General features: G+C 61.8%; 12 protein-coding genes. 1 reads left to right on the top strand and 11 read right to left on the bottom strand.

All coding sequences use genetic code 11. The features are described 5' to 3' along the window. Positions 1–149 precede the first annotated feature (149 nt). From hflC to AC1UK9_RS02855, 9 genes are all read right to left on the bottom strand, one after another. Positions 150–1,019, bottom strand: coding sequence for a protease modulator HflC (gene hflC / locus AC1UK9_RS02895; RefSeq protein ID WP_025110148.1), 870 nt, complete (start codon positions 1,017–1,019; stop codon positions 150–152). Further along, positions 1,019–2,197 (bottom strand): FtsH protease activity modulator HflK, encoded by a 1,179-nt coding sequence (hflK, locus tag AC1UK9_RS02890; RefSeq protein ID WP_025110149.1) that lies wholly within the window; start codon positions 2,195–2,197, stop codon positions 1,019–1,021. The genes hflC and hflK overlap by 1 nt, the downstream gene beginning before the upstream one ends. A 96-nt stretch (positions 2,198–2,293) precedes the next feature. Further along, positions 2,294–3,595: a ribosome rescue GTPase HflX gene (gene hflX / locus AC1UK9_RS02885; protein ID WP_025110150.1), complete on the bottom strand. Its 1,302-nt coding sequence runs from the start codon at positions 3,593–3,595 to the stop codon at positions 2,294–2,296. A 12-nt stretch (positions 3,596–3,607) separates the two neighbouring features. Then, positions 3,608–3,868 carry an RNA chaperone Hfq gene (gene hfq / locus AC1UK9_RS02880; protein WP_003221112.1) on the bottom strand — a complete coding sequence of 87 codons (261 nt, stop codon included), beginning with the start codon at positions 3,866–3,868 and terminating at the stop codon, positions 3,608–3,610. Between the two features lie 94 nt (positions 3,869–3,962). Continuing rightward, entirely contained in the window at positions 3,963–4,934 is a 972-nt protein-coding gene (gene miaA, locus AC1UK9_RS02875; protein WP_482579320.1) for a tRNA (adenosine(37)-N6)-dimethylallyltransferase MiaA, read from the bottom strand. After that, positions 4,934–6,835: a DNA mismatch repair endonuclease MutL gene (gene mutL / locus AC1UK9_RS02870; RefSeq protein ID WP_177327327.1), complete on the bottom strand. Its 1,902-nt coding sequence runs from the start codon at positions 6,833–6,835 to the stop codon at positions 4,934–4,936. The genes miaA and mutL overlap by 1 nt, the downstream gene beginning before the upstream one ends. Positions 6,836–6,840: 5 nt before the next feature. Continuing rightward, positions 6,841–8,220: an N-acetylmuramoyl-L-alanine amidase gene (locus tag AC1UK9_RS02865; RefSeq protein ID WP_473015960.1), complete on the bottom strand. Its 1,380-nt coding sequence runs from the start codon at positions 8,218–8,220 to the stop codon at positions 6,841–6,843. A gap of 51 nt (positions 8,221–8,271) precedes the next feature. Further along, positions 8,272–8,742, bottom strand: coding sequence for a tRNA (adenosine(37)-N6)-threonylcarbamoyltransferase complex ATPase subunit type 1 TsaE (gene tsaE, locus AC1UK9_RS02860; protein ID WP_025110154.1), 471 nt, complete (start codon positions 8,740–8,742; stop codon positions 8,272–8,274). Continuing rightward, positions 8,730–10,229, bottom strand: a complete 1,500-nt coding sequence (locus AC1UK9_RS02855) for an NAD(P)H-hydrate dehydratase (RefSeq protein WP_482579319.1) — start codon at positions 10,227–10,229, stop codon at positions 8,730–8,732. Before AC1UK9_RS02855 ends, tsaE begins: the two co-directional genes overlap by 13 nt. Before the next feature lie 63 nt (positions 10,230–10,292). On the opposite strand from AC1UK9_RS02855, the gene queG reads away from it, so the two are divergent. Then, the gene (queG, locus tag AC1UK9_RS02850) at positions 10,293–11,372 is read left to right on the top strand and encodes a tRNA epoxyqueuosine(34) reductase QueG (protein WP_482579317.1); all 1,080 of its coding nucleotides are present in this window, start codon (positions 10,293–10,295) and stop codon (positions 11,370–11,372) included. Here queG and AC1UK9_RS02845 read toward each other — a convergent pair. Then, positions 11,354–11,965 carry a trimeric intracellular cation channel family protein gene (locus tag AC1UK9_RS02845; RefSeq protein WP_003221099.1) on the bottom strand — a complete coding sequence of 204 codons (612 nt, stop codon included), beginning with the start codon at positions 11,963–11,965 and terminating at the stop codon, positions 11,354–11,356. The genes queG and AC1UK9_RS02845 overlap by 19 nt on opposite strands. 205 nt (positions 11,966–12,170) lie before the next feature. After that, positions 12,171–12,713: an oligoribonuclease gene (gene orn / locus AC1UK9_RS02840; RefSeq protein WP_025110157.1), complete on the bottom strand. Its 543-nt coding sequence runs from the start codon at positions 12,711–12,713 to the stop codon at positions 12,171–12,173. Positions 12,714–12,773 lie beyond the last annotated feature (60 nt).

Genomic DNA, 12,773 nt, shown 5'->3' with positions numbered 1-12,773 from the left:
CGATGCCTGCAACAAAAAACAGCAATCAAACGTGCAGACGCAAAAAAGCCGGGAATTTCCCGGCTGCCGCATCATACACACGTTTTCCCAAAGGATCACCCCGCCCGAGGTTTTAGCCGCCGGGCGGAGCGATTCAGGTCAACGTCGCATCAAGGCTTGGACTTTTCCAGATAGCGGAAGAAGTCGCTGCTTGGGTCGAGAACCATGACGTCGGATTTGTTCGCGAAGCTTTCACGGTAGGCACGCAGGCTACGGTAGAAACCGTAGAACTCCTGATCCTGACCGTAGGCCTTGGAGTAGATCGCAGCAGCCTGGGCATCACCATCACCGCGAACCTCTTCTGATTCACGATAGGCTTCAGCCAGCAGTACGCGGCGTTGACGATCGGCGTCGGCACGAATGCCCTCGGCCAGTTCGTTACCCTTGGCGCGGTGCTCGCGAGCTTCACGCTCACGCTCGGTGCTCATACGCTCGAACACGCTGCGGTTCACTTCCTTCGGCAGATCGATGGCCTTGACCCGGACATCGACCACTTCGATACCCAGCTCTTTTTCCGCCATCGAGTTCAGCGACGCGGTGATGTCAGCCATCAGCGCATCACGCTCACCCGACACCACTTCGTGCAGGGTGCGCTTGCCGAACTGGTCACGCAGGCCCGACTCCAGACGACGGGACAGACGTTCGTCGGCGATCTGCTTGAGGCCGGAAGTCGCGGTGTAGAAGCGCTCGGCATCTTTCACCCGCCACTTGGCGTAGGCATCGACCATCACGGCTTTCTTTTCCAGGGTCAGGAAACGCTGTGTCGGTGCGTCCAGCGTCATCAGACGTGCGTCAAATTTACGCACCTGGTTAACGTAAGGCACCTTCACATGCAGACCCGGCTGAACATCAGCCTGAACCACACGGCCGAACTGCAGCAACACCGCGCGCTCGGTCTGAGCCACGATGTAGAAGCAGTTCCAGCCAACCAGAACCACAACGACGCCAACAATCAGGGCGATCAGCGATTTATTGCTCATCAGCGGGTCTCCCTTGTGCGTGTCTGCGGCAGGTCAGTGACATGCGGCACGACGTCCGTGTTGTTGCTGGCAGCGGCCGAACCGGTCACTGGTGCATTGCTGCCACCCGAGCTGTTCTGAATCATCTTGTCCAACGGCAGGTAAAGCAGGTTGCTCTGGCCGTTCTTGTTGCCGGTCACGAGTACCTTGCTGGTATTGCTGAAGACTTCCTGCATGGTGTCCAGGTACAGACGCTGGCGGGTGACTTCAGGTGCCTTGCGATACTCGGCCACCAGTTTGGTGAAGCGGTCAGCCTCACCCTTGGCGCGCGAGATCGTCTCGTCACGGTAACCATTGGCATCTTCGAGGATGCGCTGGGCCTGACCACGGGCTTCCGGCACGACGCCGTTGGCATAGGTTTCAGCCTGGTTGCGCGAACGCTGCTCGTCTTCACGGGCGCGGATCACGTCGTCGAAGGCTTCCTGCACTTCACGCGGGGCTGCCGCGTTCTGCACGTTGACCTGAGTGACGGTGATGCCGGTGCGATAGGTATCGAGGAAGCGTTGCAGACGCTCCTTGATTTCGCTGGCCATCAGTTCACGACCTTCGGTCAGCACCTGGTCCATGGCGGTCGAACCCACCACGTGGCGCAGGGCGCTGTCGGTCGCATGCTGCAGGCTGATTTCCGGCTGATCGACGTTCAGCACGAAGTCCTGCAGGTTGGTGATCTTGTACTGCACGGTCAGCGGCACTTCGACGATGTTTTCGTCTTCGGTCAGCATCTGGCCCTGCTTGGTGTACGCACGCTCACGCGTGACGTTTTCCATGTACTTCTTGTCGATCGGCGGGAAATAGATGTTCAGGCCCGGGCCGACAGTCTCGTAGTACTTGCCGAAGCGCAGCACCACGGCTTGCTCCTGCTCGTCGACTACATAGACCGCGCTGTACAGCCAGACAGCCGCCAGCACCACGAGGCCGATGCCGAGCAGACCGCCGAAGCCGCCACCACTCCTGCCCGAACCACCGCCGTCATCACCACCGCGTTTCTTACCACCACCGAACAACCCGTTCAGGCTTTCCTGCAGCTTTCGGAAGGCCTCGTCGAGATCCGGTGGCCCCTTGCGGTCGCCGTTATTGCGGCGCTTGCCACCCCAAGGATCCTGATTATTCGAGTTGCCACCCGGCTCATTCCAAGCCATAGCGCTCTCCATCTGATAAAGCAAAGACGCACCCACGGCGCGCCGACCAATGCTACAGAATGCCTGCCGTTGCGGCACAACCGCTTTGCCAGGCTTTTATTGCAAAGTGTGTTGCTCGATGAATTCCATCGGCTGCAATCCTTCGCGGCTTACCAGTCGATTCAACTCGACCCGGGGCAAACGAACGGCCAGCAGGCAGATGCCTTCCTCGTCGTGCTCTTCTTTCTGCACCGCACCGAGTTCGAAGAACTGCGCACGCAGTCGAGCGAACCGTTGCGGCAAGCGCAATGTCCCCACGAACAAATCACTGCCCAGCAACTCGGCAATGGCTTGTTCCAGCAATTCCAGACCCGTGCCATCACGCGCCGACAGCCAGACCCGTTGCGGCTTGCCATCGGCATCGCGCTGGATCTGTGGCTCAACGCCTTCAAGCAAATCGAGTTTGTTGTATACCTCAAGGATCGGCAAGTCCTGAGCCCCGATCTCCCCCAGTACCACCATCACCTGCTCGATCTGCAACATGCGATCCGGTTCGGCCGCATCGATCACGTGCAACAACAGGTCGGAGTTACTCGACTCTTCGAGCGTAGACCGAAATGCCTCGACCAGCTTGTGCGGCAAGTGGCGAATGAAACCCACGGTGTCCGCGAGAACAATCGGCCCCAGGTCGTCCAGTTCCAGACGGCGCAAGGTCGGGTCGAGGGTGGCGAACAGCTGGTCAGCCGCGTACACCTCGGACTTGGTCACGTTATTGAACAGCGTGGACTTGCCGGCGTTGGTATAGCCCACCAGGGACACGGTCGGAATATCCGCACGCGAACGGCCGCGTCGCGATTGCTCGCGCTGGCTGCGTACTTTTTCCAGTCGACCCTTGATCTGGCGCAGGCGCACCCGCAGCAGACGGCGGTCGGTTTCGAGTTGGGTTTCACCCGGGCCACGCATGCCAATACCGCCACCCTGACGCTCAAGGTGAGTCCAGCCGCGAACCAGGCGGGTGCTCATGTGATCAAGCTGGGCCAGTTCTACCTGGAGCTTGCCTTCATGGGTACGGGCGCGCTGGGCGAAAATATCGAGAATCAGGCCGGTACGGTCGATCACGCGACACTCGAAAACACGTTCGAGGTTACGTTCCTGACTGGGCGTGAGAATGTGATTGAAAATCACCAGATCGGCTTCTTCAGCCTTGACCAGGTCGCGCAGTTCCTCGACCTTGCCGCTGCCGATCAGGAATTTGGCGGTTGGCCGATGACGCGGTACGTTAAAAAACGCAACGGTCTCGGCGCCCGCCGAATTAGCCAATTCCTGAAACTCCTGCGGATCTTCGCGCGCCTCAGGGTCCTGACCATCCAAGTGAACGAGGATCACTCGCTCACCACCACCGTGGCGCTCAAAGAACAAAGGAGACTCCTATCAGGCGTTACCTGGCTCAGCGTCACCTGCATCGGATTCGGTTGCGCTAGGCAGACGAATTGGACGTACTGGCACGACTGTCGAGATAGCGTGTTTGTAAACCATCTGGCTTACGGTGTTTTTCAGCAGGATAACGAACTGGTCGAACGACTCGATCGTGCCCTGCAGTTTGATACCGTTGACCAGGTAGATGGAAACCCCAACTTTCTCTTTACGTAAAGTATTCAAGTAAGGGTCTTGTAGCGAATGCCCTTTTGACATGTGCCGCACTCCTTTAAGGATTCAATAATAAAAATAGGTAATTCAGATGGCTTTGGCCGCCACACCCCCAAGGATAGACGGCAATTGCAAGGACTCAGCTCAATATGGAGATGGTCCCAAGGTATTTCAAGGCGCGTGGCAGATTGTCGCAATCAAGACTGTCCAGCCAGTGCAGATCATCCCAGCTGCGCAGCCAGGTGAACTGGCGTTTGGCCAATTGACGCGTGGCAATGATGCCGCGTTCCTGCATTTCGGCTAACGACAGCTTGCCGTCCAGATAGTCCCAGACTTGGCGGTAGCCTACCGCACGTATAGACGGCAACCCCGAATGCAGGTCACTTCTTTTACGCAGGGCTACGACCTCGTCGATGAACCCCTGTTCCAGCATATTTGTGAATCTTTGTTTAATGCGCTCGTGCAGTACCTGACGATTTGCCGGAGCAATGGCCAAGTTCGCGACAGTATAGGGCAATTGTTGCCGTCCCGAAGCGGCTGCTTCAGTACTTTGCGCAGATTGTTGCTGACGCAGGGCGGTCATGCTCTGGCCGCTGACCCGATAAACCTCCAGCGCACGACTCAGGCGCTGTGGATCATTGGGGTGAATGCGCGCCGCCGACTCCGGGTCGATCACCGCCAACTGCTCGTGCAGGGCGTGCCAGCCAAGGCGTGCAGCCTCTGCTTCGATCTGCGCGCGGACCTCCGGGTCCGCGGCCGGCATGTCCGCCAGACCATCGACCAACGCCTTGTAATAGAGCATCGTGCCGCCCACCAGCAGCGGAATTTTCCCGCGTGCGGTGATTTCAGCCATGGCCTGCAGGGCATCGCGGCGGAAATCGGCGGCGGAATAGGCCTCTGCCGGGTCGAGAATGTCGATCAGGCGATGCGGAAACTCGGCCAGCAGTTCTTTCGAAGGCTTGGCAGTGCCGATGTCCATGCCGCGATAGACCAACGCCGAATCGACGCTGATCAGCTCGCACGGCAGCACCTTGGTCAGCTCGATGGCCAGGTCGGTCTTGCCCGCAGCGGTCGGGCCCATCAGGAAAATCGCTGGAGGAAGCTGGCTCATCAACGACCGCGCAGGAACAGTTTGTCCAGATCGTCCAGGCCCAATTGGGTCCAGGTCGGTCGGCCATGGTTGCATTGACCGCTGCGCTCGGTGTTTTCCATGTCACGCAGCAGGCCGTTCATTTCCGGCAGGGCCAGGCGCCGGTTGGCGCGGATCGCGCCGTGGCAGGCCATGGTGCCGAGCAGTTCGTTCAGGTGGGCCTGAATCCGGTCGCTGGTGCCGTATTCCATCAGGTCCGACAGCACGTCGCCCACCAACCGGTTAGCCTCGGCCTGTTTGAGCAGCGCCGGAATCTGTCGGATCGCCAGGGTTTCCGGCCCCAGACGCTGCAGCTCGAAGCCCAGTCGCTGGAACCACGCAGCGTGTTCTTCGGCGCAATCGGCTTCACGCTGACTGACCGCCAGCGATTCCGGCACCAGCAATGGCTGGCCGCTCAGGCCTTCACTGGCCATGGCGATCTTCAGGCGTTCATACATGATCCGCTCGTGAGCGGCGTGCATGTCCACCAGCACCAGCCCCTGAGCGTTCTCGGACAAAATATAGATGCCCTTGAGCTGCGCCAGTGCATAACCGAGCGGCGGAATGTCTTCCTGACCGGCCGGCAGCGCGTTGGCATTGGCCTCAGGCAGCGGCGCGAAAAACTCGCGGTAGGCAGCCTGCGCCTCGGCGGCTGGCGGCACCGCAGATTGCGGCCGCGGCGTGTACTGATACTGATAAGCGCCGCCAGCACTGCCCCCGGACGAGGTATTGAACGCCGGTTGCGCCTGCGGCTGCTCCAGCAGCGCGTTGGCCGCCAGACGCATTTCGCCCTGCGGGCCGAACTCACCGGCCTCGATGCCGGTTGGGCGGACGACGGCAGTGGTGACAGAACCGGCAAGCTGATCTTCCGGACGCACATCGCCCAGCGCGCGGTGCAACGTGCCATAAAGGAAGTCATGCACCATGCGTCCGTCACGGAAGCGCACTTCGTGCTTGGTCGGGTGCACGTTGACGTCGACCGCTGCCGGATCGACCTCGAAAAACAGCGCGAAGGTCGGATGACGACCATTGAACAACACGTCGCGGTAAGCCTGGCGCACCGCGTGGGCCACCAGTTTGTCGCGCACCGCGCGGCCATTCACAAAGAAATACTGCAAATCCGCCTGACTGCGGTTGAACGTCGGCAATCCGACCCAGCCCCACAGGTGCAGGCCATTGCGCTCGATCTCGATCGGCAGCGCCTGCTCAAGAAAGCCCGAGCCGCAAATCGCCGCCACACGCCGGGCGCGGGCCGCGTCATCATGGGCTTCGTGCAGGCTGAGGATGGTCTTGCCGTTGTGGCGCAGATGGAACGCCACGTCGAAACGCGCCAGCGCCAAACGCTTGATCACTTCTTGCAGATGATCGAATTCGGTTTTTTCGGTCTTGAGAAACTTGCGCCGCGCAGGCGTGTTGAAGAACAGGTCGCGCACTTCCACCGACGTTCCGACCGGATGCGCCGCCGGTTGCACCCGGGGCGCCATGTCGCGGCCCTCGGTCTCCACCTGCCAGGCCTGATCGGCATCGCGGGTGCGCGAGGTCAGGGTCAGGCGCGCCACGGAGCTGATCGACGCGAGTGCTTCACCACGGAAGCCCAGGCTCATCACCTGTTCGAGATCTTCGAGATTACGAATCTTGCTGGTGGCGTGACGGGCCAAGGCCAGCGGCAGATCGTCGGCAGAAATGCCGCTGCCGTCATCACGCACTCGCAACAGCTTGACGCCGCCCTGCTCGACATCGACATCGATGCGCCTGGCGCCGGAGTCGAGGCTGTTTTCCAGCAGTTCCTTGATCACCGAAGCCGGACGTTCAACCACCTCACCGGCGGCGATCTGGTTCGCCAGCCGGGGGCTGAGCAGTTCGATGCGTGCGGCGTTCAACAGCTGATTCATTCTTTGGACGCCAGTTCGGTGCCAGGAATGGTCAGGTGCTGACCGATTTTCAGCTCATCGCTGCTGAGGTTGTTGGCACTGCGCAGGGTCGCTGGCGACACCTGGTAACGCACCGCAATCATCGCCAGCGTCTCGCCCGGACTCACGCGGTGATCACGCGGGCCCTGGGCGATCTTGCCGGAGTCACGCAGCCAGGCAATGTAAGTGCCTGGCGGCGGGTTTTGCTGGAAGAACTGGCGCACGCCGCTGCTGATCGAACGGGCCAGCGCCTGCTGGTGGCTCGACGCCGAGAGCTTGTTCGCTTCGTTGGCGTTGGAGATAAATCCGGTTTCGACGAGGATCGACGGGATGTCAGGCGATTTCAGCACCATGAACCCGGCCTGTTCCACGCGCTGCTTGTGCAGTGGCGTCACACGACCGATGTTGGTCAGGACTTTCTGGCCGACGTTGAGGCTAGACGTCAGCGACGCGGTCATCGACAGGTCGAGCAGCACACCGGCGAGCATGCGGTCCTTGTCGTCGAGGCTGACATTGCCGGCACCGCCGATCAGGTCGGAACGGTTTTCGCTGTCGGCCAGCCAACGGGCGGTCTCCGACGTTGCGCCGCGATCAGACAGGGCAAACACCGAGGCGCCGAAAGCTGCCGCAGACGGCGCGGCGTCGGCGTGGATCGAGACGAACAGGTCTGCGCCCTTCTTGCGCGCAATTTCAGTACGCCCGCGCAACGGGATGAAGTAGTCGCCGGTACGGGTCAGCTCGGCGCGAAAGCCTTTCATGCCGTTGACCTGACGCTGCAGTTCGCGGGCGATCTGCAACACCACGTCTTTCTCACGCTGGCCGCGCGAGCCGGACGCACCCGGGTCTTCGCCGCCGTGGCCGGCGTCGATCACCACAATGATGTCGCGTTTTCCGGCCGGGGCCGGCGGCAACTTGATGGCAGGCTCCGAAGGCGTGACCGGCACGGCGGGTACCGTCGCCACTTGTGGCGTCGGCGCAGGCGGCGGCGCGGCATCGGCCGGGTTGTCGAACAGGTCGACCACCAGACGGTTGCCGTATTGCGCGTTCGGCGCCAGCGAGAAGCTTTTCGGAGTGACGGCCTTTTTCAGATCGATGACCACCCGCAGGTCGGTCGGCGTGCGCTGGGCCGAACGCATTGCGGTGATCGGCGTGTTGGCGGTCGAGACTTTCAACGGTGCACCGAGGGTGGCGCCATTGATGTCGATCACCAGCCGATCCGGTGCGGTCAGGGTGAAGACGCTGTGCTGCACCGGGCCGCTCAGGTCAAAGACCAGTCGCGTGTTGTCCGGCGCCCGCCACAGGCGCACGCTGTTGACCTTTGTGTCGGCCACAGCGTTGACGGCCACTGCCATCAACATCAGTCCTGCGGCAGCCACCAACGCGCGAAAGCGCATACCTAACCCCATCATTTAATTGGATTCCAATGCCAAAGCGGCACACCAGGTCTCACCACGCGAGCCCTGGGATAAAATTTTCAGCGAACGCCCGCTGTCTTGCGGGCTAATGGTAATGGTCAGGTCAGGCTTTGGCAAAAAGCCTGCACCTTTATCGGGCCACTCGATCAGGCACAGGGCATCGTCTTCGAAATAGTCGCGGATGCCAAGAAACTCCAGCTCCTCCGGATCGACCAGGCGATACAGGTCGAAGTGAAAGGCGCGCACATCACCAATCTCGTAGGGCTCGACCAGGGTGAAGGTCGGACTTTTTACCGCGCCGACGTGCCCCAGTCCACGAATAATGCCCCGCGACAGCGTGGTCTTGCCCATGCCCAGGTTGCCTTCGAGAAAAATCAGGCCATGGCCTTGGGTAACGCGGGCGATCCGTGCGCCAAAGTCGCTCATGGCCTGTTCATCGGCCAGGTACAGGGTTACTTCAGACACGGTGCATGCTCCTCCAACAACTGACGAATGGCTGGAATCAGATCACTGGCCGCCAGCCCACGGCCGAATTTACCTTGTTGCGCGCCGGCATTGGCGTGCAGCCAGACCGCCAGGCACGCCGCCTCAAAGCCGTCCATGCCTTGCGCCAGCAGCGCGCCGGTCAGACCAGCGAGTACATCGCCAAGACCGGCAGTGGCCATGGCAGGATGGCCCTGATGACACAGCGCCAGACGCCCATCGGGATGGGCGATCAAGCTGCCTGCGCCTTTGAGCACGACCACGGCCGAATATTTCTTGCTCAGCGCATGCGCCGCGGCCGGACGATCGGCCTGCACGTCGGCGGTACTGATGCCCAACAGGCGCGCTGCCTCACCCGGATGCGGGGTGATCACGCAATCCTTGGGCAGACGAACAAAACCGCTGGCCAGCAGATTCAATGCATCGGCGTCCCACACCTGTGGCAGCGCCGCGTTCGCCGCAGCCGACAACAGCGCCCGCCCCCAACTCGCCTGCCCCAATCCCGGCCCGACGACCAGCACTGAGACTTTCTCCAGCAAGCCCATCAATTGATTGGCCGATGAAGCGCCCAGCGCCATGGCCTCCGGCACGCGGCTCAGCGCTGCCGGGACATGCTCCGGGCGCGTCGCCAGCGAGACCATGCCCGCGCCGCTGCGCAGGGCAGTTTCGGTACTCAGCAGGATCGCCCCGCCAAAGCCATGATCGCCGCCGATCAACAGCACATGACCAAAGCGGCCTTTATGGGACGTCGGGGCACGCGCAGCCAGACGCGGCAGATTAGCGGCGTTGAGCCGGCGCGCGGTGACAGGAATGTCAGCATAGGTTTCAGGTGCCGCTTGCAGATCGTTGAACACCAGTTCGCCGACACAGTCTGCCGCGTCACCGGTGAACAGCCCCAGCTTCAAGCCGATGAAAGTGACCGTGAGATCCGCGCGCACGGCGAGGCCCAGCACTCGCCCGGTGTCGGCCGACAATCCGGACGGCATATCGACCGCCACCACCGGCAGGCCGCTGGCGTTGATTGCGGCAATAGCCTCGGCGTAGGGCTCACGCACCTCGCCACTCAAACCAGTGCCGAGCAGCGCATCGAGGACCACACCGCGCAATTCGACCTGAGCGTTCCAGCCCTGCACCGCGACACCTTCGGCCAGTGCCTCGGCATGCGCCAGCGCTGCGTCGCCCCGCAAACGCTGCGGTTCACCGACCGTCAGCACCCGCACCGCCCAACCGGCACGCTGCGCCAGCACGGCCAGCAAATAGCCGTCGCCGGCGTTGTTGCCACGGCCGGCCAGCACGGTCAGTTCAGTCGCTGCAGGCCAGCGCCGCACCAGCGCGCGCCAGCACGCATACGCGGCGCGCTGCATCAATTCGAAGCCCGGCGTGCCGGCGGCGATCAGCCGGGCGTCGAGTGCCCGCACCTGGGCGGCAGCGTACAGCGCGTCGGGTAATTCATCTTTCGTGTGCGGCATGCGTCTTCGGGCTCCGATGTCTGGCAGAATTATACGCACCTCAGCTCCGGTTTCTCTCGCCTCATGTCCGCCATTACCACAGATCTGCCCACCCTCGCCCAATCGATCAAGGATTGGGGCCGCGAGCTGGGCTTCCAGCAAGTCGGCATCAGCGGTCTGGACCTGGCCGAGCATGAGCAGCACCTTGAGCGCTGGCTCGCCGCCGGCTACCACGGCGAAATGGACTACATGGGCGCCCATGGCAGCAAACGCTCGCACCCCGAAGAGCTGGTGCCAGGCACGTTGCGCGTGGTTTCGCTGCGCATGGATTACCTGCCCGGCGACACGCAAATGGCGCAGATGCTCGCGCAACCGGAAAAAGCCTACGTCTCGCGTTATGCCTTGGGCCGCGATTACCACAAATTGATCCGTAAACGCGTACAACAATTGGCCGACAAGATTCAGGCCGAGATCGGCCCGTTCGGTTTCCGCGCCTTCGTCGACAGCGCTCCGGTGCTGGAAAAGGCCATCGCCGAGCAGGCCGGACTGGGCTGGATCGGCAAAAACACCTTGGTGCTGAACCGCAAGGCCGGCAGCTATTTCTTCCTGAGCGAACTGTTCGTCGATCTGCCGCTGCCGGTGGACGAACCGCACAGCACCGAACATTGCGGGCGCTGCACGGCGTGCCTGGACATCTGCCCGACCAACGCTTTCGTCGGCCCGTATGTGCTGGACGCACGCCGCTGCATCTCTTACCTGACCATCGAACTGAAAAACGCCATCCCCGAAGATCTGCGTCCGCTGATCGGCAACCGGGTGTTCGGCTGCGACGACTGCCAGATCGTCTGCCCGTGGAACCGCTTCGCCCGACCGTCTGGAGAAAGCGACTTCAAGCCACGGCACAACCTCGACAACGCCGAACTGGCCGAACTGTTCCTGTGGGACGAGGACAAATTTCTCAGCAGCACCGAAGGCTCGCCGCTGCGCCGCGCCGGTTACGAGCGCTGGTTGCGCAACCTGGCCGTAGGCCTCGGTAATGCGCCGTCGAGCATTCCGGTGCTGGAAGCGCTGAAGGCGCGCCGCGACTACCCTTCAGAGCTGGTGCGTGAACACGTCGAGTGGGCGCTGAAACAGCACGCCGAGCGTCAAGGTGCGTCGTTGTAGACGAACTTGGGCATTTCCCAGTGGAACCGGATCGCCAGCAGCCGCAGCAGAAAGCCGCCGAACAAGGTGATCAGGATTGCCTGCTCGCTCGGCACATTCAGATACAGACAGAGCATGTAGCACCACGCGGCCGCGAATGACACGCTGGCGTACAGCTCACGGCGGAAGATCAGCGGGATGTCATTGCAGAAGATGTCGCGCAGGATGCCGCCGAACACCCCGGTGATCACGCCGCTGACCGAAGCCACCAGCATGCCGTGGCCCATTTCCAGTGCCGTCATGCAGCCGATCAACGTGAACGCCACCAGGCCGACCGCATCGAGCACCAGAAACAGCGAGCGCAGGTGGCGCATCCAGCGGGCGGTGAACACGGTGAGCATCGCTGCCGCCGAGGTCAGCACCAGGTATTCCGGGTGTTTGACCCAGGTCAGCGGGTAATGCCCGAGCAACACGTCGCGCACCGAGCCGCCACCCAGCGCGGTGACGCAGGCGATCAGCACCACACCGAACCAGTCCATGCCGCGCCGTCCGGCAGACAGCGCGCCGGTCATGGCTTCAGCGGTAATGGCGATCAGATAGAGCATCAGCAACATGGCGGCGGTCCTGGCAGGAAGGCGCGCAGTCTAGCCATTTCAGCGCCGCACCAGAAGGGGGCGCGCTCGGGGATGCATGTCTGACTTGAATCTTCCGGTGACTCTGACGCCCTCTTCGCGAGCAAGCCCGCTCCCACAGGGGGAACGCATTCCAGATTGTGGGAGCGGGCTTGCTCGCGAAGATGTCAGTGCAGACACCGCTCAATCAGAATTTGATGAAGTGCTTGCGGTAGTGCTGCAGCTCGGCGATGGATTCGCGGATGTCGTCCAGTGCCAAATGCGTGCTGCCCTTCTTGAAGCTGTCGCGTACGTCCGGCGCCCAGCGTGCCGCCAGTTCCTTGAGCGTGGACACGTCGAGGTTGCGGTAGTGGAAGTAGCTTTCCAGCCCTTTCATATGCGTATAAAGGAAGCGGCGGTCCTGGCAGATGCTGTTGCCGCAGATCGGCGACTTGCCCTTCGGTACCCACTTCTCAAGGAACGCGATGGTCTCGGCCTCGGCTTCGGCCATGCTGATGCGGCTGTCGCGCACGCGCTGGGTCAGGCCCGAGTTGCCGTGGGTGCGGGTGTTCCACTCGTCCATGCGGGCGAGCACTTCGTCACTGTGGTGAATGGCGATCACCGGGCCTTCGGCCAGGGTGTTCAGGTCACTGTCGGTGACGATGGTGGCCATTTCGATGATGACGTCGTTTTCCGGATCCAGACCGGTCATTTCCAGGTCGATCCAGATCAGGTTCTGCGGGTTTTGCATATTCGGGCTCCTAGGCAATGCTGCGCAGTTTAGCCTAGGCCGGTGCCCGGGCGTGCTAAA

Source organism: Pseudomonas sp. AK-TSAG1-1 (genome assembly GCF_056821665.1).
This window is presented reverse-complemented; position numbering and strand designations above follow the sequence as displayed.

What these genes read in the sequence shown, in the direction of transcription:
- hflC (WP_025110148.1), bottom strand. Translation starts at nt 1,019, where the DNA reads ATGAGCAATAAATCGCTGATCGCCCTGATTGTTGGCGTCGTTGTGGTT.
- hflK (WP_025110149.1), bottom strand. Translation starts at nt 2,197, where the DNA reads ATGGCTTGGAATGAGCCGGGTGGCAACTCGAATAATCAGGATCCTTGG.
- hfq (WP_003221112.1), bottom strand. Translation starts at nt 3,868, where the DNA reads ATGTCAAAAGGGCATTCGCTACAAGACCCTTACTTGAATACTTTACGT.
- miaA (WP_482579320.1), bottom strand. Translation starts at nt 4,934, where the DNA reads ATGAGCCAGCTTCCTCCAGCGATTTTCCTGATGGGCCCGACCGCTGCG.
- AC1UK9_RS02865 (WP_473015960.1), bottom strand. Translation starts at nt 8,220, where the DNA reads ATGTTGATGGCAGTGGCCGTCAACGCTGTGGCCGACACAAAGGTCAAC.
- AC1UK9_RS02855 (WP_482579319.1), bottom strand. Translation starts at nt 10,229, where the DNA reads ATGCCGCACACGAAAGATGAATTACCCGACGCGCTGTACGCTGCCGCC.
- queG (WP_482579317.1), top strand. Translation starts at nt 10,293, where the DNA reads ATGTCCGCCATTACCACAGATCTGCCCACCCTCGCCCAATCGATCAAG.
- AC1UK9_RS02845 (WP_003221099.1), bottom strand. Translation starts at nt 11,965, where the DNA reads ATGTTGCTGATGCTCTATCTGATCGCCATTACCGCTGAAGCCATGACC.
- orn (WP_025110157.1), bottom strand. Translation starts at nt 12,713, where the DNA reads ATGCAAAACCCGCAGAACCTGATCTGGATCGACCTGGAAATGACCGGT.